The following is a 22,064-nucleotide window of genomic DNA, read 5'->3' as shown; positions in this document are numbered from 1 at the left end:
TAAAATATACACGGGAATAGTTCAACGGTAGAATAGAGGTCTCCAAAACCTTTGATCAGGGTTCGAATCCTTGTTCCCGTGCATAAGCAAAGTTTAAAAATGGCTAACGTAACTGAATATATTAAAGAATCATACATCGAGTTAACTGAGAAGGTAACCTGGCCAACCTGGCGTGAGTTGCAAAGCAGTGCCATATTGGTATTGGTTGCTGCAATTATCATTGCAATGGTTATTTTAGGTATGGATCAGATCATAGCTTATTTGCTTAAAGCATTTTATAGTTCACTTACATAATATTTAGGAGATAGCGATGAGTGATCAATTGAAGTGGTATGTAGTTAGGGCCATAAGTGGTAAAGAAAAAAAGGTTAAACAATATATAGATGCCGAAATTAGTCGTTTGGGCATTACCCATTTGGTACCACAGGTATTAATACCAACAGAAAAGTATTACCAGATGCGCGATGGAAAAAAGATTGCTAAAGAGCGTAACTACTTTCCGGGCTATGTATTGATGGAAGCCGTGTTGGATGGCGAAACCGAACACATCATCAAAAATATAAACAGTGTTATAGGGTTTTTAGGCGATAAAGCCGGTAATGCTATCCCACTGCGCCAGGCCGAAGTTAACCGTATTTTAGGTAAGGTTGATGAAATGAGTGCCCAGGGCGAAACAATGAACGTACCTTACTACATAGGCGAAAACGTAAAAGTAATGGACGGACCTTTCAATGGCTTCAGCGGTGTTATCGAAGAAGTTAACGAAGAGAAAAAGAAATTAAAAGTTATGGTAAAGATATTCGGGCGCCGTACGCCGCTTGAATTGAATTACATGCAAGTTGAAAAAGAATAGTTTTTTAAAATTTCGGATGTCGGATTTTCGATTTCGGAGTTTTTGAATTAAAAATATAAGATAGAAGAGTAAGGAAATAAATCCGAAATGGAAAATCCGAAATCCGAAATCAAAACAACCTTAAATGTTACTTAGCTTCCACTTACTAACATTGAGTTATAATTAAAGTAAATTAAAATGGCAAAAGAGATCGGTGCAATGGTAAAGCTGCAGGTTAAAGGCGGCGCCGCAAACCCATCACCTCCAATTGGCCCTGCATTGGGTGCAAAAGGTGTGAACATCATGGAGTTTTGCAAGCAATTTAATGCACGTACCCAGGATAAAGCTGGAAAAGTGTTGCCTGTTTTGATTACTGTTTATGTTGACAAATCTTTCGAATTTATCATCAAAACCCCTCCTGTTGCAATCCAGTTATTGGAAGTTACAGGTTTAAAAAGTGGTTCGGCTGAACCCAACCGTAAAAAAGTTGCCAATGTAAATTGGGAGCAGGTTGAAACTATAGCCAAAGATAAAATGGTAGATTTAAATGCATTTACTGTAGAATCAGCCATGAAAATGGTGGCAGGTACTGCCCGTAGTATGGGAATCACCGTATCAGGTACGGCTCCCTGGAACTAAATTGATTTCGGATTTCGGATTTTCGATTTCGGATTTTTAAAATCTTAAATCTCAAAATCTCAAATTTCAGATCAAGAATTAACGTTTCGATGGAGGACGGGGATAACGGAGAATTAAATCCGAAATCCAACATCCGAAATCCGAAATAAACAAGAATTTATACAAAATCAGTTTAAGACAGTGGCTAGATTAACAAAAAATCAAAAAGCGGCACTCTCCAAAATTGAGGCAAACAAATCGTATTCATTAGAAGCTGCATCAGCTTTGGTAAAGGAATTAACCTTAACTAAATTTGATTCATCAGTTGATATAGACGTTCGTTTAGGTGTTGACCCGCGTAAAGCCAATCAAATGGTACGTGGTATTGCAACATTACCTCATGGAACCGGTAAAACTGTACGTGTATTGGTGCTTTGTACTCCTGATAAGGAACAAGAAGCTAAAGATGCAGGTGCGGATTACGTAGGTTTGGATGAATATATTGCCAAGATTGAAGGCGGATGGACTGACGTTGATATTATCATCACTATGCCAAGCGTAATGGCTAAGGTAGGTCGTTTGGGTAGAATTTTAGGCCCGCGTAACCTTATGCCAAACCCTAAATCAGGAACAGTAACTCCAGAAGTTGGAAAAGCTGTAACTGAGGTAAAAGGCGGTAAAATCGACTTCAAGGTTGATAAAACAGGTATCATCCATACCTCAATAGGAAAAGCATCATTCCCTGCAGATAAAATTTATGAGAATGCATTAGAAGTATTGCAAACTATCTCAAAATTAAAACCATCAGCAGCAAAAGGAACATATTTCAAGAGCATTCATATCTCTTCAACCATGTCTCCTGGAATAACAGTTGAAACTAAATCAGTAGCGGGGATCTAATCATGAATAAAGAAGAAAAATACGACCTTGTTCTTGCCCTTACTGAGCAAATGAAAGAGTTTGGTAATTTCTATATTACTGATACCTCTAATTTAACAGTTGCAAAGATCAACGATATCCGTCGTCAGTGTTTCCAAAGCGAAATCACAATGAAAGTGGCAAAAAATAGCTTGATTAAAAAAGCTATGGAAGCTGCAGGTGGCGATTACACTCCAATATTTGATGTATTAAAAGGTTCATCATCAATCCTTTTTTCAAAATCAGCAACTGCTCCGGCAAAGTTGATTAAACAATTAAGGAAAAAAAGTGACAAACCGATTTTAAAAGCGGCTTATATTGATTCAGCAATATTTATTGGCGACAACCAGATCGATACGTTGATCAAGTTGAAGTCAAAAGAACAGCTGATAGGCGAAGTTATCGGATTATTGCAATCACCAGCCAAGAATGTTATTTCTGCACTGCAATCAGGCGGAAATACTATCGCAGGTTTGGTAAAAACATTACAAGAAAGAGGTTAACTAACACCTCATTAAAGTTAGATAACAATAAACAAAAAGCATTAAAAGTAAAATTTAAATAAAATGGCGGATTTAAAAGCGTTTGCTGAACAGTTGGTAAACTTAACAGTAAAGGAAGTAAACGAATTAGCTCAGATCTTAAAAGACGAGTATGGTATTGAGCCTGCTGCTGCAGCTGTTGCTGTTGCTGCTGCTCCGGCTGGTGGCGATGACGCGCCTGCTGCTGAAGCAGTACAAACTGCATTTGACGTTATCCTGAAAGAAGCAGGTGGCGCTAAATTAGCAGTTGTTAAATTAGTAAAAGACTTAACTGGCTTAGGTTTGAAAGAAGCTAAAGATCTTGTTGACAGTGCACCAAAAGAAGTTAAAACTGGTGTAACTAAAGAAGAAGCTGAATCTTTGAAAAAACAATTAGAAGAAGCTGGAGCAGTAGTTGAGGTTAAATAAGTTAACCCAATAAAATATAGCATGAGACTCCGACCTATTTTGGTCGGGGTCTATTGCTGTTTATAAAGGTTTGGATTGAGAAGATAATAGATATGAGATTTGAGATAGGAGACTTTGCCGTTTATTAGTAACGCTAAAGTCTTTAAAACATCATTTCCGTCTCAAATCTCACATCTCAAATCTCACATCTACAATAAGTTTATTAATAAACTAAAAATTAAACACCTTGGCAAACAACATTAATCAAAGAGTAAACTTTGCAACCAGTAGAAAGGTACTTGATTACCCCGATTTCCTGGATGTTCAGTTACAATCTTTCCAGGAATTTTTTCAATTGGAAACCACCTCAGACAACCGCTATAAAGAAGGTTTGTTTAAAGTGTTTGCTGAAAATTTTCCGATCTCAGATTCAAGGAACATCTTCGTTTTAGAGTTTCTGGATTACTTTATTGATCCGCCACGTTATGATATACAAGAGTGTATCGAGCGCGGATTAACTTATAGCGTACCATTAAAAGCCAAGCTTCGCCTGTCATGTAATGATGAGGAGCACGAAGATTTTGAAACAATTGTACAAGACGTTTATTTGGGTACAATCCCTTACATGACGCCTAAAGGTACATTTGTTATTAACGGTGCCGAGCGTGTAATTGTATCGCAGTTACACCGTTCACCAGGTGTATTCTTTGGCCAAAGCCGCCACACCAACGGTACAAAATTATACTCTGCCCGTGTTATTCCTTTCAAGGGTTCATGGATTGAGTTTGCTACAGACGTTAACAACGTGATGTATGCTTATATCGACCGTAAAAAGAAATTCCCGGTTACCACGTTGCTTCGTGCCATTGGTTATGACTCTGATAAAGATATCCTGGAGTTATTTGAACTGGCCGACGAAGTAAAGGTTAGCAAATCGGGCCTGAAGAAATTCATTGGCCGTAAGCTTGCTGCAAGGGTACTCAAAAAATGGGTGGAAGATTTTGTGGACGAGGATACCGGTGAAGTGGTATCTATCGACCGTAACGAAATTATCCTTGAGCGTGAAACTGTATTAGAAGATGACCATATTGATATGATCATTGATGCTGGCGTTAAAACCATCATCCTGAACAAGGAAGATGCTTCAACCAGCGGTGATTATACTATTATATATAACACTTTACAAAAGGATACTTCAAACTCTGAGAAAGAAGCGGTAGAGCATATCTATCGTCAATTACGTAACGCCGAACCACCTGATGAGGAAACTGCACGTGGTATCATCGATCGTTTGTTCTTCTCGGATAAAAGATATGACCTGGGTGATGTGGGCCGCTACCGCATCAACCGTAAATTGAAATTAAATACCTCTGATGAAACTAAGGTATTAACCAAACAGGATATTATCGCCATCGTAAAATATTTGATCAAACTGATCAACTCAAAAGCCGAGGTGGATGATATTGACCACTTGTCAAACCGTCGTGTTCGTACAGTGGGCGAGCAATTATATGCCCAGTTTGGTGTTGGTTTGGCCCGTATGGCCCGTACCATCCGCGAGCGAATGAACATCCGCGACAACGAGGTGTTTACACCAACCGACCTGATCAATGCACGTACGCTATCATCTGTGATCAACTCGTTCTTCGGAACTAACCAGTTATCACAGTTTATGGACCAAACCAATCCACTGGCAGAGATTACGCACAAGCGTCGTCTGTCAGCCCTTGGGCCCGGTGGTCTGTCACGTGAGCGTGCAGGTTTCGAGGTTCGTGACGTACACTATACCCACTACGGTAGGTTATGTACCATCGAAACTCCGGAAGGACCAAACATTGGTTTGATTTCGTCACTTTGCGTACACGCCAAGATCAATAACTTAGGCTTTATCGAAACCCCGTACAAACGTGTGGTTGAAGGTAAAGTACAGGTTCAGGAGCCGGTTATCTATTTATCAGCCGAAGATGAAGATGGTAAAACAATTGGCCAGGCAAACGCGMATTATGATGATAATGGTGTATTTGCTTTACCAAAAGTAAAAGCCCGTTTTGAAGGTGACTTCCCGATCATTGATCCGGAGAAACTTGATTTAATGGATATTGCGCCAAACCAGATCACTTCTATCGCCGCTTCGCTGATTCCGTTCCTTGAACATGATGATGCTAACCGTGCCTTGATGGGATCAAACATGCAACGCCAGGCTGTACCTTTGTTACGCCCTGAAGCGCCAATTGTTGGTACCGGTTTGGAAGGCCGTGTGGCTAAAGATTCACGTACACTAATCAATGCCGAAGGCGATGGTGTGGTTGAATATGTAGATGCTAACGAAATCCGTATTAAATATGACCGTAACGAGCTTGACCGCCTGATATCTTTTGATGGCGATTCAAAAAGCTACCGTTTAACCAAGTTCAAGAAAACCAACCAAAGTACTACCATGAACCTTAAGCCAATTGTTAAAAAAGGCCAGAGGGTATCAAAAGGAGAGGTGCTTTGCGAAGGTTACGCAACACAGGCAGGCGAGCTTGCCCTGGGCCGTAACTTAAAAGTGGCTTTCATGCCTTGGCAAGGTTACAACTTTGAGGATGCTATCGTGATCTCTGAGCGCGTTGTTTCACAGGATATTTTCACTTCGCTTCACGTTGAAGAATTTGAATTGGAAGTACGTGATACCAAACGTGGTGAAGAAGAATTAACACCAGATATCCCTAACGTATCAGAAGAAGCCACTAAAGATCTTGACGAAGACGGTATTATCCGTGTAGGTGCCGAGGTTAAGGAAGGCGACATCCTGATTGGTAAGATTACCCCTAAAGGCGAATCTGACCCATCACCGGAAGAAAAACTGTTACGCGCCATTTTTGGTGATAAGGCAGGTGATGTTAAGGATGCATCTTTAAAAACTCCACCTTCAATTGCAGGTGTGGTTATAGATACCAAATTGTTTAGCCGTGCTAAGAAAACGTCGAAAGCCGAAGAGAAAGCGCAGTTAGAGAAACTGGATAACAAACATGATAAAGCAGTAAAAGATCTTAAAAACACTTTGATTGAAAAGTTATTTGAGATTGTAAACGGTAAAACATCACAAGGTGTTTACAATGTTTACAAAGAGCTTCATGTACCTAAAGGTGTAAAATTCACCCAGAAAATTTTAGTTGAGCTTAGCTATGAAAATATCAACCCAACTAAATGGACAACTGATGATGATAAAAACGACCAGATAAAAACCCTACTTCATAACTACAACATCAAAGTTAATGAAGAGTTGGGCGCTTACCGTCGTGATAAATTTGCTATCAGCGTGGGTGATGAGCTGCCATCAGGTATAGTTCAAATGGCTAAAGTTTACATCGCTAAAAAGCGTAAGCTTAAAGTAGGTGATAAAATGGCCGGTCGTCACGGTAATAAAGGTATTGTTGCACGTATTGTACGTGATGAGGATATGCCTTTCCTTGAAGACGGAACACCGGTTGATATTGTGTTGAACCCGCTGGGTGTACCTTCACGTATGAACTTAGGGCAGATATATGAAACCGTATTAGGTTGGGCAGGTAAAGAGTTAGGCATTAAATTCGCTACCCCAATTTTTGATGGTGCAAGCCATACCGAAGTTGAGGAGTGGGTTAAAAAAGCAAACCTACCAGAATCTGGCCGTACCTATTTATACAACGGCTTAACAGGCGACCGTTTTGACCAACAAACCACAGTAGGTATTATTTATATGCTGAAATTGGGTCACATGGTTGATGATAAGATGCACGCACGTTCTATCGGGCCTTACTCATTAATTACGCAACAGCCATTGGGTGGTAAAGCCCAGTTTGGTGGTCAGCGTTTTGGTGAGATGGAGGTTTGGGCATTGGAAGCATTTGGTGCTGCCAATATCCTGCAGGAAATATTAACCGTTAAATCGGATGATGTTATCGGCCGTGCCAAAACTTATGAGGCTATTGTTAAAGGTGAAAACCTGCCAACACCATCAGTTCCTGAATCATTCAACGTATTGGTTCATGAATTAAGAGGTTTAGGTTTAGATATCACGTTAGAATAATTATTGAATTATTGAGGGATTGAATTATTGAATAGTTCAGTCCTTCAGTAATTTTTAGAATTCGATAATTCAATAATTCATCCTTCAATAATTAAAAACAAAGGAGACTATGTCTTACAAAAAGGATAATAAAATCAAAAGTAATTTCACCACGATTACGATCAGCCTGGCCTCTCCGGAGTCCATTCTTGAGCGTTCAAGCGGTGAGGTTTTAAAACCAGAAACCATCAACTACAGGACCTATAAACCTGAGCGTGATGGTTTATTCTGCGAGCGTATTTTTGGTCCGGTTAAAGATTATGAGTGCCATTGCGGTAAATACAAACGTATCCGTTACAAGGGTATAGTTTGCGACCGTTGCGGTGTTGAAGTAACCGAGAAAAAAGTTCGTCGCGAGCGCATGGGCCACATTAACCTTGTAGTTCCTGTTGCACACATCTGGTACTTCCGTTCGTTGCCAAATAAAATTGGTTACTTACTGGGCTTACCAACAAAACGGTTAGACTTAATTATATACTACGAGCGCTATGTAGTAATACAGGCAGGTATCAAAGAAGGAGACGGAATCAACAAAATGGATTTCCTGACTGAAGAAGAATACCTTGACGTATTAGATACCCTTCCGAAAGAAAACCAGTACCTTGATGACAAAGATCCTCAGAAATTTGTTGCCAAAATGGGTGCCGAGGCTTTAGAGGAATTATTAAAACGCCTTGATCTGGATGAGCTTTCATTTAGCTTACGCCACCAGGCAGCAAACGAAACTTCACAACAACGTAAAAACGAAGCATTAAAACGTTTACAGGTTGTTGAGGCTTTCCGTGACGCAAAAACCAGGATTGAAAATAACCCAGAGTGGATGATTGTTAAAATCGTTCCGGTTATCCCGCCTGAATTGCGTCCGTTAGTGCCTTTGGAAGGTGGTCGTTTTGCTACTTCAGATTTGAATGACCTTTACCGTCGTGTAATTATCCGTAACAACCGTTTAAAACGTTTGATCGAGATAAAAGCGCCGGAAGTTATCTTACGTAACGAAAAACGTATGTTACAGGAAGCTGTAGATTCGTTATTTGACAACTCACGTAAAGTTAACGCGGTTAAAACTGAAGGTAACCGTGCTTTGAAATCACTTTCGGATATCCTGAAAGGTAAACAAGGCCGTTTCCGTCAAAACTTATTAGGTAAACGTGTGGATTACTCTGCCCGTTCGGTAATTGTTGTAGGGCCAAACCTTAAATTACACGAGTGCGGTTTACCAAAAGATATGGCTGCCGAGCTGTTTAAACCATTTATCATTCGCAAAATGATTGAGCGCGGTGTGGTTAAAACAGTAAAATCTGCCAAAAAGATTGTTGACCGTAAAGACCCATTAGTTTGGGATATTTTGGAAAACGTGTTGAAAGGACACCCTGTGTTACTAAACCGTGCGCCTACGCTGCACAGGTTGGGTATCCAGTCGTTCCAGCCAAAACTTGTTGAAGGTAAAGCAATCCAATTGCACCCATTAACCTGTACGGCCTTCAACGCGGATTTTGACGGTGACCAGATGGCCGTTCACGTACCACTTGGTAACGCGGCAATTTTGGAAGCCCAGGTATTGATGCTTGCATCACATAATATTTTGAATCCTGCCAACGGTACGCCTATTACAGTACCATCACAAGACATGGTGCTTGGTTTGTACTATATAACCAAAGGCCGTAAAACTGATGATGGACGTGTTGTAAAAGGCCAGGGTTTAACTTTTTACTCGTCTGAAGAAGTAATTATTGCTTACAACGAGCGTAAAATTGACTTGCACGCCTTTATAAAAGTGAAAGCTTTTACAAAAGACCGTGAAGGCAACATTGTAAGCAAAATTATTGATACTACTGTAGGCCGCGTGTTGTTTAACGAACATGTACCTGTAGAGGTAGGTTATATCAATGAACTGCTTACCAAAAAATCATTACGTGATATTATTGGCGAGGTAGTGAAAATTACCGGTATGGCACGTGCAGCACAATTCCTTGATGATATTAAGGAATTAGGTTTCAAGATGGCATTCCAGGGTGGTTTATCATTTAACCTGAAAGATATCAATATCCCGGCAGAAAAAGTTACACTAATCGAAACAGCTTCAAAACAGGTTGAAGAGGTTATGGGTAACTATAACATGGGTTTCATTACCAACAACGAGCGTTATAACCAAATTATCGATATCTGGACACGTATCAACAACCGCTTAACCGCGAATGTGATGGACATCCTGAGCAACGATAACCAGGGCTTCAACTCGGTGTATATGATGCTTGATTCCGGAGCGCGTGGTTCTAAAGAGCAGATTCGTCAGCTTGCAGGTATGCGTGGTTTGATGGCTAAGCCTCAAAAATCTGGTTCAGGTGGCGAGATCATCGAAAACCCGATCCTTTCAAACTTTAAAGAAGGTTTGTCGGTATTGGAGTACTTTATCTCAACCCACGGTGCACGTAAAGGTTTGGCGGATACGGCGTTAAAAACAGCTGATGCTGGTTACTTAACCCGTAGGTTGCATGACGTTGCCCAGGATATGATTGTAGGCGAAGTTGATTGCGGCACCTTAAGGGGTATTTATACAACTGCGTTAAAAGATAACGAAGATATTGTTGAGCCATTATACGATCGTATTTTAGGCCGTACTACCTTGCATGATGTTCATGACCCTATTACAGGTGAATTGCTGGCATCTGCAGGACAGGATTTGACAGAAGAGGTTTCTAAGAAAATTGAAAACTCTCCTTTAGAAGGTGTCGAAATCCGTTCGGTGTTAACATGCGAAAGCAGGAGAGGTGTATGTGCTTTATGCTATGGCCGTAACCTTGCAAGCGGTAAACGGGTGCAAAAAGGCGAGGCTGTTGGTGTAATTGCTGCACAGTCAATCGGTGAGCCGGGTACGCAGTTAACATTACGTACATTCCACGTGGGTGGTACCGCGTCAAACATCGCGGCTGAATCACAGATCAATGCTAAGTTTGATGGTATCATCGAATTTGAAAACGTACGTACGGTTGAATTCAACACTGCCGAAGAAGGTAAAGTTGATGTGGTGTTAGGCCGTTCGGGCGAGTTCAGGATTGTTGAGCAGGGAAGCAATAAAGTTATTGTTACCAACAACATCCCTTATGGTTCATACCTGTATGTTAAAGATGGTGCCAAAATCACCAAAGGCGACAGGATTTGTTCATGGGATCCGTACAATGCGGTTATCATATCTGAATTTGCAGGTTTAACTCAGTTTGAAGCCGTATTAGAGGGTATCACCTTCCGTGAAGAATCTGATGAGCAAACTGGTCACCGCGAAAAAGTAATTATCGATACCAGGGATAAAACTAAAAACCCTGTTATCCAGATCACAGATACAAAAGGAAACGTAATAAAAGGATATAACATTCCTGTAGGTGCTCACATAGCTGTTGAAGAAGGCGAGAAACTACAAACCGGACAGGTTATTGCTAAAATCCCTCGTTCAACTGGTAAAACCCGCGATATCACCGGTGGTTTACCACGTGTAACAGAGTTGTTTGAAGCACGTAACCCATCTAACCCGGCTGTAGTAACCGAAATTGATGGTGTGGTAACCTTAGGCGGCATTAAACGTGGTAACCGCGAAATGACCATCGAATCAAAAGATGGGCAGATCAAGAAATACCTTGTTCCATTGTCAAAACACATCCTTGTACAGGATAACGACTTTGTGAAGGCTGGTATGCCGTTATCAGATGGTTCAATATCACCAGCAGACATCCTGGCTATTAAAGGCCCGGCTGCAGTACAGGAGTACCTGGTAAATGGTATACAAGAGGTTTACCGTTTACAGGGTGTGAAAATTAATGATAAACACTTTGAAGTTATCGTTCACCAGATGATGCAGAAAGTAGCTATCGAAGATGCGGGCGATACCCGTTTCTTAGAGCGTGAAGCTGTTGACAGCTGGGATTTCATGAACGAAAACGACGAGATATTTGACAAGAAAGTTGTAGTTGAGCCAGGTGATTCAAATACATTAAAAGCTGGTCAGATAGTATCATTGAGAAGGTTACGTGATGAGAACTCGATTTTAAAACGTAAAGATTTGAAATTGGTTGAAGTGCGCGATGCTATCGCAGCAACATCAAGCCCGATACTGCAAGGTATCACCAGGGCCTCATTAGGTACCAAATCGTTTATCTCTGCAGCGTCGTTCCAGGAGACTACCAAGGTACTGAACGAAGCGGCAATCGCAGGTAAAAAAGACAACATGCTTGGCTTGAAAGAAAACGTTATTGTTGGTCACTTAATACCTTCAGGTACAGGTTTACGCGAATACGAAAATATCCGTGTAGGCTCACAGGAAGAGTTTGACCGCTTAATGGCTTCAAAAGCTGAAGAAGTAGAAGCATAAGCTTTTATAAATAATGAAAAGAGGCCGTATCATACATAAAATGATGCGGTCTCTTTGTTTTATGACTAATAATTGAATGATAATGTTGATATAAAGTTCACTTAAATATTCGCATTAATAATTACCCATGTTCTTGATAATCTCATTTTCGACATTAAAATCCTGCATAGATGTGCCAACATTTGTGATCCCATTTTGCTGTTTTGAACATACCGGTTATGTATGTTTTAGTTTGAGTCGATCGTGATATCCGAAAAATGAAATAATAGGGGTACCGACCCAAATAGGGCAACACCCTGAATTTTATTTACATACAATTAATAAGCCAACTAATATAAATCGTTAATGAATGTTTAAAAGAGGGGCTATAAAAAGTACGAAGAATATCCAAAACCTGCTTTTATTTTCGATATTGTTCGTTTAGGGAATATAATATGAACATATCGTAGCCAGATGTGTGCAATGGGAAAACAATGCATTAATTCTTCGCCCAATTTAATAGTGATAAATTAAGATTTATATCAACGCAATAATAAACTATTTAAGCTGTTTCTTGTTTAAGGACTGTTGACGTGTCTGAATAGTAAATTGTTTGATACCTGCTTATTAATTATTATCCGTTCAGATCAATAGCTTATTTCAATTTAGGAAGATGGCGAAGTGTATGCAGCATCAAACAAATATTATTATGAAAAATTCAAACGTGTTTAACAAAGTTGTAAATAACAGAATAGGCCAGGGTTTAATTTACTATTTGATTTTAATGATTTTTATAATCTGCTCTGGTTTTGAATTAAACTTGAACAAGATTAGTTATGAATTGGGTGGTAGCGGGAATACTTATTATATAGATCCGGCCGGTAACGACTCAAACAATGGTTCGTCGCCAGGTGCAGCATGGAAAACTATAGCGAAGGTTAATTCTTTTGCTTTGAAACCCGGAGACCGGATTTTGTTAAAAAGAGGAGGAACGTGGCATGAGCGCTTAACCCCTTCTTTTTCGGGTTCAGCTGAAAGTCCAATTTTGATTAGCTCATACGGTAATGGTGCTATGCCGCTTATTTCTGGCTTGATAGAATTAAAAGGTTGGATAGCAAAGGGGGGAGGGGTTTGGGAAGCTGATTGTTCGTCATGTAAAGTGGGGATTAATATGGTTACGCTTAACAATAAGGTACAACCAATAGGAAGATATCCCAATGCCAATGCTAACAATAGCGGGTATCTTACCATTGATTCACACGTAGGAAATACAAGCATTACGGATAAAAATCTTAATGCTCCGGCAAATTTTACAGGTGGCGAAGTTGTAATACGAAAAAATCATTGGATTATTGATCGTAGCCCAATAACAAATCACAGTGGCAATACTATAAGTTATAAATCGGGTTCGCATTATGATGCAACAGACAAATTTGGCTATTTTATTCAAAATCATCCCTCTACTCTTGATATGATGGGAGAATGGTATTTTAATCCATCTACAAAAAAAATGCTTATGTACTTTGGATCTGCCGGACCTAATGGCCTTGTTGTAAAGGCCAGTACTATTGACACCTTGGTTACGCTTAATGATTCGAAAAATATCACTATTGAAAATATTGTAATTGAGGGAGCTAATGAAAGTGCGGTGATAGTCAACCGTGCAAATGGCATAATTTTAAAGGGATGCAATATTCTTTATTCAGGAGGTAATGCCATCACTGCAGCAAATGTAGACGGCTTCATTATAGACAGCGGAAAAATTGCCGAAACATTAAATAATGCTTTCACATGCCCAACATGTTCACATACGTCTATTACTAACAATACTATTATAAATACCGGATTAATTCCAGGAATGGGAAAAAGCGGCGAAAGTACCTACAATGCAATAAACATCTGCAATGCCAATAATACAAGCGCAATTATAAAATTTGGCAGCAATAATCTGATAGCTTATAATAGAATAAGCAATACAGGTTACCTGCCTGTTAATTTTAATGGGGATTCAATAACCATAAAAAACAATATTATCGACCATTTCGCCATTAATAAAGACGATGGTGGAGGCATATATATATGGACCGGGCCAAATAATCCTGAATATACAGGCAGGAAGATTTTGGGAAATATAATTTCATATGGCATGGAAGCCAGGAATGGAACTGATCATGGAAGATATCAATCTCAAAGTACAATGCCATGGACCGCCAACGGTATCTATATTGATGATAATGCTTCAAATATACAGATCAAAGATAATACACTGTTTAATAACAATGGCAGCGGCTTATTTATACATAACGCCAAAAAAATAGATGTTTCAAATAATGTTATTTATAATAATCATGTGCAATTGTTCATGGCTCATAGCAGCAATTTTGTTAAAAGTGTTGTTGAAAATAACCTAATATCAAATAATATATTGGCTTCAAATGACACATCGCAGGTTATTGGCGATTTTAGGGCCATCGATAATGTTGAAATTGAAAAGATGGGTTCATTTAACAACAATAAGTATATACACTCAAAGTTGGGTAAGGGTATTAATTTGGCGGCACAGAACAAATTGCCCAAAACGTTAAATATAACTCAGTGGAAACTTAGTCATAGTAATGATACAGATGACCAAACCTCAGATGACTCATTTATTTTAAAATATAACGACACAAAACTTACCAAGGTAATTGTTCTAAATGGAACTTACTTCGACACAAATAACATCAAGTATACTAATGCTATTACCTTGAAACCATTTTGCTCGGTGATCTTAAGAAAAAAATAGATTTCCAGCAGAGCGAGAGGTCTTTCTTTCTATTTATCACATGATGGGAATCAGTGAGATAAACCGTGACAAGCAGCTGTTTCAAAAGATTTAGCAAGGTTTTTAAGTTATGAACAAAGGAGGAGTTGGTTTGCTCGTGTCATATCACCTGTGTTTTCGGGGAGGGTGACCTGAAGCTACGTATCTACCAGCCGCAGACCGGAAAAATAACCCCTCAAACATAAAGGAAATGTATATAGGGATTGTTCCATCCCGATCATTACACACGGCCAACCGTTTTCCAGGTAGCCATCTGCAAAGAGTTTATAGCGCTATTTATACAGCGTTGTTGTAAGATAGCGCTATAAATACTTTGCAACTGGCTTTGATAGTTGTTAACAAATTTATTGTCAGCTATTTATTAACCAAACCGCATTATGGCGCTTTTTTTAATATTTGCTTCACTTGAACTCATCTTATTCTCGCCAGGTTAGGTAGAGTATGCCATTTCGTTTTTGCCCTCCCGGCATTTTTTGGCAAAAATCTTACTGTTTTGCCAATATATTTTCTTTTTTAAAACTTTATATGCTTTCTTTTGTTTAGTCATTTCTAAATGAATGACCTGCTTTAATTAAAAAATTAAAGTGTTAATCGATAATCAAATTACTAGACAGCTATTACCTTACATTTTATGAACAATGAACAAAACGAGGATCAATTGAATATCGAGCTTTCAGAAGAAATTGCAGAAGGCATATATTCAAACCTGGCCATTATTTCTCATTCAAGCGCTGAATTCGTACTTGATTTCATTCGTGTTATGCCGGGTGTCCCCAAAGCGAAGGTAAAAACAAGGATAATTTTAACGCCTGAACACGCTAAACGGCTTTTGTCGGCACTTGAAAATAATATTGAAAGATACGAGGCAGCAAATGGTAGAATCAAAATTCAGCAGGATCATTCTGGCTTTACCATGAATTTTGGCGGGACCATGGGACAGGCCTAATTTTAAATTATTAATATTAAAAAGGTGCTTTGATTAGCGAAAAAATTATATTTTTGCTTTAACATTGAAAAAAAGTCAATAAACAGTTTTATTTTTAAAAAAATAGTGGCTATATTGCAGCCGTTATTTAAAGCTTAACTAAGCTCAAATAATTACATTTTTATGAAAAAACCCTACCTGAAAAAACTTTACCCCTGTATTTCGCTATATTTTTTGTTTCTTTTAATTACTTCTTGTTCTTCTTCAAAAAACATTAAATATTTTCAAGATATTCCAGACACAGCTAAGGTAACAGAGATTCCGGCTACTTCATTCGTGGCGCCCAAGATACAACCGGATGATATTTTGACAATTACGGTTGTTACAGTTGATCCTCTTGCTAGTCAGGTAATTAATATGGGAAATATTCCCGGGTCAGCTAATGGTTCACTTAATGTAAATCCAGCTGTCACCCCTCAGCAAATTATTGCTGGCTATTTAATTGATAAAAATGGAAATGTTGAATTACCGGTTTTGGGCAAATTAAAGTTGGCCGGCTTAACAACAAGTGAAGCGAAAGATGTAATTCAGGCTAAAGCTGCTACCTTTTTTAATGATCCTACCGTAAGCGTACGGTTTGCAAACTTTAAAATTAGTGTAACGGGCGAAGTAGGGCGTCCTTCTACCTACGTTGTTCCAAATGAAAAAGTAAGTTTATTTGATGCTTTATCCATGGCTGGTGATATCACCATTTATGGTAAAAGGGAAAACGTGCTATTGATCAGAGAAGAAGCTGATGGTCATAAGCTGGCATATCGTTTTAACTTGAATAATTCCAATATTATGAAATCGCCCTATTTTTATCTGAAGCAAAATGATATTATTTATGTAGAGCCTTCCAAATCAAAAGTGGCCGCAAATGATATTGCCCAAACGCGCAATATTACTATAATCAGTTCGGCATTATCAGTATTGATTGTTTTATTAACCAGGTTAAAATAGATTAAATGAGCAACCATAACACACAAATGGGAAAGTCTAATAAGGAAGAGGAAAGCTTTGATTTTAAAGAAATAATAGGTAGTGTTTTATCAAATTGGTATCTTTTTGTTTTGGGAGTCATCCTTTGCTTAGGGCTTGCCTTTTTATTTATACGTTACTCAACACCAGACTATATAATTGACGGTAAATTATTGGTTGATGATGATAAGAAGAACCCAACTTCATCTGCCTTAAATTCGATTGTTGATTTCTCAAGTATTTTTGATTTGCCGAGTAATGCTCAAAATGAGCTTGAAATACTAAAATCAAGATCTTTAATGACAGCAGTTGTTCATCAACTACAGTTGAACGTTACTGTCTTTAAAAAGGGAACGATAAAATCTGTTGAATTGTTCGATGAAACTCCTTTTGATATTGTATTAGATAACTCAACTGATACCATTGAAGATGCAAGATATGTCCTCGATGTATTAGATGCGCATCATTTTAGATTAAAAAACAGTAAAGCAAATGTTGATGTAAATGGCACATTTGGTACCCTTATAAAACTCGATCAATACAATATTGTATTTAAAAACAATTTGAAGCCTTTAATACCCGGCTCACAGTATGTTATATTAGTTCAGGCACCCGAAACTAAGGTGGAAGAACTTGGCGAGAAATTTGACGCGACCCTGTCAGATAAACAAAGTACAACTATTAATTTAACCTTTAATTATCCCAATTCAAAAAAGGGCGAAGCAATTATGCAGCACCTTATTGATCAATATATGCTGGATAATCTGAACAATAAAATTCGCATACTGGATAGTACACTGGTTTTTATTGATAATCGTTTGGTAGGAGTTGGCAGAGATCTTTCAGGCGTTGAAAAAAAATTAGAAGACTTTAAAAAGGAAAATAGCTTGGCTGATGTTGATGAGCAATCAAAGGCATTGGTGCAAAGTGCCAAAGATTTGAACAGTAAGTTAACCGATGCAGATATTCAGCTAACTATTATACAAGATCTAGAAAAATACATTCAAAATCCTGGCAACAGGACAATAATTCCGAGCACTTTAACCGTGCCCGATCCGCTGTTTGCCGGTGCCATCGAAAAATACAATGAGTTACTACTGGAGCGCAGCAAGCAGACTATTTCTTTTAAGGAAAGCAACCCCATCATAGTTAATATTGATAGTCAGATTGAAGGGATACGCGGAAATTTGCTTAAAAGCTTTGCTGCCTATAAAAAAGGCTTACAAGTAACACGGAGCCAATTAAATGTTCGTAATAATGATTTCAATAGTAAAATAAAAGGTGCTCCTGCTACTGAACGTATATTTTTAGATTATTCGCGTCAGCAAAACTTAAAACAGGAGTTGTACCTATACCTGATGCAGAAAAGAGAGGAAACAGCGATTTCGAAGACCTCTACCTTTTCAACTACAAGAATAATAGATAGGGCTAAGAGTGCAATTAAGCCTTATAAACCAAATAAGGGATTTATATTTACGGTTGGAGCATTATTAGGGCTTTTGTTACCTGCAGCATATCTGTTTATCAAGGATAGCTTGAATATTAGGATCATAACAAAACAAAATGTTGAACGTGAAACCGACATTCCAATCGTTGGTGAAATTGGAAACAATGTAGATCAAAACAATCTGGTTGTAGATTCCAATTCACGGTCTATAATTTCTGAACAGTTTAGAGGCTTGCGTACCAACCTTCAATATTTGTTAAAAAGTGGTGAATCACAGGTATTGGTTCTTACTTCAAGTATGAGTGGTGAAGGAAAATCTTTTATATCATTAAATTTAGGTACTGCTTTAGCCATAACCGGAAAGAAAGTTGTGTTTATCGAATTAGATTTGCGAAAACCAAAGCTTTCGGCAAATATCGGGATGGATAATTCCAATGGTTTTACTAACTACATTGTTTCTGAAAGCAACTCGCCGGAGAGCATTATCAGGCCTACTTTTTTTCATGAAAATTGCTTTATTATATCGTCGGGTCCAATTCCTCCTAACCCTTCTGAGTTGATATTAAACCAAAAGTTGGACGTATTGATTGCAACATTAAAAAAACAGTTTGATTTTATAATTATCGATACTCCACCGGTTGGTTTGGTGTCTGATGCATTATTGATAGAGAAATTTGCAGATGTGGTACTGTATGTTGTGCGACAAAACTACACCTTTAAATCACAAATTGGAATTATAAACGATCTCAAGGTAACTGGTAAAATAAGAAGGCCATATTTGGTTATCAATGATATTAAATCAAAGAAGGCTGGCTACTACGGAGGCGGATACGGTTATGGGTATGGATACGGTTACGGTTATGGGTACGGATATTCGGTTGATGTTCAGAAATCAAAAACAGCGTGGTTTAAAAATTTATTTAAGAAATAATAAGCGGAGTAATTAAATATTCGCAGCCATCCTTAAGTTAGATATAGAATATAACGGGATAAGCTTATCACTTTGTGTGATATTGAAAATACAATAATTAATAATTAAAACGGGACTTAATATGCTTACTTACACATTGAGAGTTATGGAGATCAGGCAGGAAACTGGTGATACCGTTACGCTTTGTTTTAAGCAGCCTGGTTTAAAAAAAATTAAGTATTTGCCAGGGCAATATTTGACACTCATTTTCAGGATTAACGGGCGGAGATATATTAGGCCATATTCATTTTCATCAGCTCCTGTTGTTGATGCTTTGTTGGAAGTGACCATAAAGAGAGTACCTGGTGGGATAGTATCAAACCACATCCATGACACTATAAAAATTGATGATATTATAGAGGTTATGCCCCCTCTTGGCGATTTTGTTTACGACCGGATATTGTTTCCTAATGTAAAGAATATAGTGCTTTGGGGTGCCGGAAGTGGCATAACGCCGCTTATGTCAATTATTAAATATGCATTGTCATTGGAGGATGCACCCGGAATTACTTTGGTTTACGGTAACAGAAATTATGAAACTGTTATATTTTTAGACGCTATTAGACGCTTGCATGATGCTTACCCAAACAAGCTTTCGATATGGCATTTTCATACGCAGCTTTCCGTTAGTGACCAAAATCCTTACCTGGTGCAAGGCAGAATAAATCCGTCAAAAGTACTGTCAGTGATGAAAGCAACTGGTGATATTGAAAATTCAATTCATTACATATGCGGGCCAGTTGGTTTAAAGGAATCCGTTAAAGCGTCGTTGAAAGATTTGGGTGCCGACGAATCACAGATTTTTACAGAAGATTTTGAGTTAGTTAAGAACCCTAAAGATTTTGAGGATATCAATACCCGATTCATCCAGATCTTTAAGGATCAACAAACTCATAAAGTAGAAGTTGTTAAAGGACGAAGTATTTTAGAAGCAGGGCTTGATTCTTCGTTGGAGTTATCCTATTCCTGCCAAACGGGAAATTGCTCTGTATGTAAGGGCCAGGTAACTAGTGGCGAGGTTAAAATGATTGGCCTGGATAAGAGGCCGGCCGACCTTAAAGTTAACGAGTACTTATTATGCTGTACTTATCCGTTAACTGATGATGTTTGTATAGCGGTTGATTAATACCAGAAAAGATACTTGTGTTATAGGGTTAGCCCAGAAGCCGGCTAACATGAAATAAAGTATAAATATTAAGGAACATATATATTTAGTTAACATCATTCATCTATTTTAAAACGTATGAAAGTAGTATTACTCGCCGGAGGTTTAGGCACTCGTTTATCTGAGGAAACGGTATTAAGACCAAAACCAATGGTCGAAATTGGAGGAATGCCCATTTTGTGGCATATCATGAAGATTTATTCTTCTTATGGCTTTAACGATTTTATTATTTGCCTGGGTTATAAAGGGTACGTAATTAAGGAGTATTTTGCCAATTACTTCATGCACAAATCAGATGTAACAATTGATTTGACAAATAACTCTGTTAAAGTTCATGACTCGCAAGCTGAACCATGGAAAATTACTTTGGTTGATACAGGTAATGAATCAATGACAGGTGGTCGTATTAAAAGGATAGCACCACACATCGGCAATGAAAGATTTATGTTAACTTATGGTGATGGCGTTAGTGATGTAAATATTAAGGAACTTTTGGAGTGCCATGAACGCGGTGGAAAGTTTTGTACAGTAACCTCGGTACAACCATCTGGACGGTTTGGTGCGCTTAATATTGATGATCATAATAACGTGCACTCTTTTATGGAAAAACCCAAAGGCGATGGTGCCTGGATAAACGGTGGATTTTTTGTTTGTGAGCCTGATGTTTTCAAATATATAGCTGGCGACAGTACTTTATGGGAGCGTGAGCCGATGGAAAAGATTGCTGCAGATGGTCAGATGGTTGCCTACAAACATAGTGGTTTTTGGAAGCCAATGGATACGCTAAGGGATAAGCAGGAGTTAGAGGAAGATTGGGTACAGAATAAGGCTAAATGGAAAATTTGGTAATATGTTTAAAGAATTAGAAAAAATATATAAAGGAAAAAAAGTTTTTTTAACAGGGCACACCGGTTTTAAGGGCGCTTGGATGTTGAAAATACTATCTATGTTGGGTGCTGACGTAAAAGGTTATGCGTTGGCTCCTGAAAACGATTTTGATTTGTATAATTTAATCAAAGGAGATGAAATTTGTGATTCTGTAATAGCAGACTTGCGTGAGAGAGAAAAACTGATTGCATCTATCAGTAGTTTTCAACCAGATTTTATTTTTCATTTGGCAGCACAACCACTGGTGCGGTTATCCTACAGCATTCCGTCTGAAACTTTTGATGTCAATGTAATAGGTACAGCCAACGTACTTGATGGAGTAAGAACTTTGGAAAAAACTTGTCAGGTAGTTTTGATAACTACGGATAAAGTATATCATAACAGGGAGTGGGTTCACCCATACCGTGAAACTGATCGTTTAGGCGGGTATGATCCTTATAGTGCAAGCAAGGCCTGTGCGGAATTGGTAATTGATTCATACCGGAATTCTTTTTTTAACAAGGCTGTATATAATGATCATGGTAAAGCTATTGCAGTTGCACGCGCAGGTAATGTAATTGGTGGCGGAGACTGGGCCAAAGACAGGCTGATCCCGGATATCGTTAAAGCCCTTGCAAAAAACGAGAAAGTCATTATCCGTAACCCAAACGCAGTAAGACCCTGGCAACACGTGCTTGAACCTATAGTAGGTTACCTGTTGCTTGGTAGTAAACTGGTAGCTGACCCGATAGAATACTCAGAAGCGTACAATTTTGGACCGGGGTTGAGTGACGCTTTGCCTGTTCATAAAATGGTAGAGTTAGCTATTGCTTCATGGGGTACTGGTGAATTCGAGTTGCTAAATGCAGATAAGCAACCGCACGAAGCAGGGCTTTTAAAATTGGATATCAGCAAAGCGGTAAATCAATTAAAGTGGAAGCCGCAATATGAAGCCATTGATGCTATTGGAAAAAGCATTGAATGGTACAAGTACTACTATAACGCTTCAGCGGATATTATCGCTTTTACCGAAAAGCAGATTACCGATTTTATTGAAGCTGCTGATCATAGCTAAACGTATAGGTAAAGCGGTATACACTGCTGCATCTTGAATAGTATA

15 protein-coding genes and 1 tRNA gene are annotated in these 22,064 nt (G+C 38.5%); all 16 read left to right on the top strand.

The genetic code is table 11. From position 1 onward, the window contains the following. Positions 1 to 10: 10 nt before the first annotated feature. The 16 genes from AC1DU2_RS00740 to rfbG all read left to right on the top strand — a co-directional run bounded on the left by AC1DU2_RS00740 (position 11) and on the right by rfbG (position 22,019). Positions 11 to 81 (top strand) — tRNA-Trp (locus AC1DU2_RS00740). Between the two features lie 18 nt (positions 82 to 99). Beyond that, complete coding sequence (secE, locus tag AC1DU2_RS00735) at positions 100 to 294, top strand: preprotein translocase subunit SecE (protein WP_477364706.1); 195 nt, start codon at positions 100 to 102, stop codon at positions 292 to 294. Between the two features lie 16 nt (positions 295 to 310). Continuing rightward, the gene (nusG, locus tag AC1DU2_RS00730; protein ID WP_076374894.1) at positions 311 to 853 is read left to right on the top strand and encodes a transcription termination/antitermination protein NusG; all 543 of its coding nucleotides are present in this window, start codon (positions 311 to 313) and stop codon (positions 851 to 853) included. 177 nt (positions 854 to 1,030) lie between these two features. After that, positions 1,031 to 1,471: a 50S ribosomal protein L11 gene (gene rplK / locus AC1DU2_RS00725; RefSeq protein ID WP_090642959.1), complete on the top strand. Its 441-nt coding sequence runs from the start codon at positions 1,031 to 1,033 to the stop codon at positions 1,469 to 1,471. 180 nt (positions 1,472 to 1,651) lie between these two features. Then, positions 1,652 to 2,350 (top strand): 50S ribosomal protein L1, encoded by a 699-nt coding sequence (gene rplA / locus AC1DU2_RS00720; protein WP_090642963.1) that lies wholly within the window; start codon positions 1,652 to 1,654, stop codon positions 2,348 to 2,350. Between the two features lie 2 nt (positions 2,351 to 2,352). Then, complete coding sequence (gene rplJ, locus AC1DU2_RS00715) at positions 2,353 to 2,871, top strand: 50S ribosomal protein L10 (RefSeq protein ID WP_477364709.1); 519 nt, start codon at positions 2,353 to 2,355, stop codon at positions 2,869 to 2,871. A gap of 63 nt (positions 2,872 to 2,934) precedes the next feature. Further along, the gene (rplL, locus tag AC1DU2_RS00710; RefSeq protein ID WP_477364712.1) at positions 2,935 to 3,318 is read left to right on the top strand and encodes a 50S ribosomal protein L7/L12; all 384 of its coding nucleotides are present in this window, start codon (positions 2,935 to 2,937) and stop codon (positions 3,316 to 3,318) included. A gap of 226 nt (positions 3,319 to 3,544) precedes the next feature. Beyond that, positions 3,545 to 7,348 carry a DNA-directed RNA polymerase subunit beta gene (gene rpoB, locus AC1DU2_RS00705; protein WP_477382343.1) on the top strand — a complete coding sequence of 1,268 codons (3,804 nt, stop codon included), beginning with the start codon at positions 3,545 to 3,547 and terminating at the stop codon, positions 7,346 to 7,348. Between the two features lie 109 nt (positions 7,349 to 7,457). Continuing rightward, the gene (gene rpoC, locus AC1DU2_RS00700) at positions 7,458 to 11,747 is read left to right on the top strand and encodes a DNA-directed RNA polymerase subunit beta' (protein ID WP_477382342.1); all 4,290 of its coding nucleotides are present in this window, start codon (positions 7,458 to 7,460) and stop codon (positions 11,745 to 11,747) included. 688 nt (positions 11,748 to 12,435) lie between these two features. Continuing rightward, a complete protein-coding gene (locus tag AC1DU2_RS00695; RefSeq protein ID WP_477382341.1) occupies positions 12,436 to 14,511 on the top strand; it encodes a right-handed parallel beta-helix repeat-containing protein in 2,076 nt (691 codons plus the stop codon). Between the two features lie 670 nt (positions 14,512 to 15,181). Continuing rightward, on the top strand, positions 15,182 to 15,496 hold the full coding sequence (locus AC1DU2_RS00690; protein WP_439699180.1) for a DUF3467 domain-containing protein: 315 nt from the start codon (positions 15,182 to 15,184) through the stop codon (positions 15,494 to 15,496). 162 nt (positions 15,497 to 15,658) lie between these two features. Beyond that, positions 15,659 to 16,477: a polysaccharide biosynthesis/export family protein gene (locus AC1DU2_RS00685; RefSeq protein WP_477382339.1), complete on the top strand. Its 819-nt coding sequence runs from the start codon at positions 15,659 to 15,661 to the stop codon at positions 16,475 to 16,477. A 5-nt stretch (positions 16,478 to 16,482) separates the two neighbouring features. Further along, positions 16,483 to 18,873 (top strand): GumC family protein, encoded by a 2,391-nt coding sequence (locus AC1DU2_RS00680; RefSeq protein ID WP_477382338.1) that lies wholly within the window; start codon positions 16,483 to 16,485, stop codon positions 18,871 to 18,873. A gap of 121 nt (positions 18,874 to 18,994) precedes the next feature. Then, a complete protein-coding gene (locus AC1DU2_RS00675) occupies positions 18,995 to 20,038 on the top strand; it encodes a ferredoxin--NADP reductase (protein ID WP_477364730.1) in 1,044 nt (347 codons plus the stop codon). A gap of 117 nt (positions 20,039 to 20,155) precedes the next feature. Then, a complete protein-coding gene (gene rfbF, locus AC1DU2_RS00670) occupies positions 20,156 to 20,926 on the top strand; it encodes a glucose-1-phosphate cytidylyltransferase (protein WP_477364733.1) in 771 nt (256 codons plus the stop codon). Between the two features lies 1 nt (position 20,927). Then, positions 20,928 to 22,019: a CDP-glucose 4,6-dehydratase gene (gene rfbG / locus AC1DU2_RS00665; protein WP_477364736.1), complete on the top strand. Its 1,092-nt coding sequence runs from the start codon at positions 20,928 to 20,930 to the stop codon at positions 22,017 to 22,019. Positions 22,020 to 22,064 lie beyond the last annotated feature (45 nt).

The organism is Mucilaginibacter sp. P4_C11 (genome assembly GCF_056402115.1).
Note: the sequence above shows the minus strand (reverse complement) of the source record. Positions and strands in the feature narration are given on the sequence as shown.

Excerpts from the sequence above, each read along its gene's own strand:
- secE (WP_477364706.1), top strand. The coding sequence starts at position 100 with ATGGCTAACGTAACTGAATATATTAAAGAATCATACATCGAGTTAACT.
- AC1DU2_RS00695 (WP_477382341.1), top strand. The coding sequence starts at position 12,436 with ATGAAAAATTCAAACGTGTTTAACAAAGTTGTAAATAACAGAATAGGC.
- rplK (WP_090642959.1), top strand. The coding sequence starts at position 1,031 with ATGGCAAAAGAGATCGGTGCAATGGTAAAGCTGCAGGTTAAAGGCGGC.
- AC1DU2_RS00675 (WP_477364730.1), top strand. The coding sequence starts at position 18,995 with ATGCTTACTTACACATTGAGAGTTATGGAGATCAGGCAGGAAACTGGT.
- rplL (WP_477364712.1), top strand. The coding sequence starts at position 2,935 with ATGGCGGATTTAAAAGCGTTTGCTGAACAGTTGGTAAACTTAACAGTA.
- AC1DU2_RS00690 (WP_439699180.1), top strand. The coding sequence starts at position 15,182 with ATGAACAATGAACAAAACGAGGATCAATTGAATATCGAGCTTTCAGAA.
- rplJ (WP_477364709.1), top strand. The coding sequence starts at position 2,353 with ATGAATAAAGAAGAAAAATACGACCTTGTTCTTGCCCTTACTGAGCAA.
- nusG (WP_076374894.1), top strand. The coding sequence starts at position 311 with ATGAGTGATCAATTGAAGTGGTATGTAGTTAGGGCCATAAGTGGTAAA.
- rfbF (WP_477364733.1), top strand. The coding sequence starts at position 20,156 with ATGAAAGTAGTATTACTCGCCGGAGGTTTAGGCACTCGTTTATCTGAG.
- rfbG (WP_477364736.1), top strand. The coding sequence starts at position 20,928 with ATGTTTAAAGAATTAGAAAAAATATATAAAGGAAAAAAAGTTTTTTTA.
- AC1DU2_RS00680 (WP_477382338.1), top strand. The coding sequence starts at position 16,483 with ATGAGCAACCATAACACACAAATGGGAAAGTCTAATAAGGAAGAGGAA.
- rpoC (WP_477382342.1), top strand. The coding sequence starts at position 7,458 with ATGTCTTACAAAAAGGATAATAAAATCAAAAGTAATTTCACCACGATT.
- AC1DU2_RS00685 (WP_477382339.1), top strand. The coding sequence starts at position 15,659 with ATGAAAAAACCCTACCTGAAAAAACTTTACCCCTGTATTTCGCTATAT.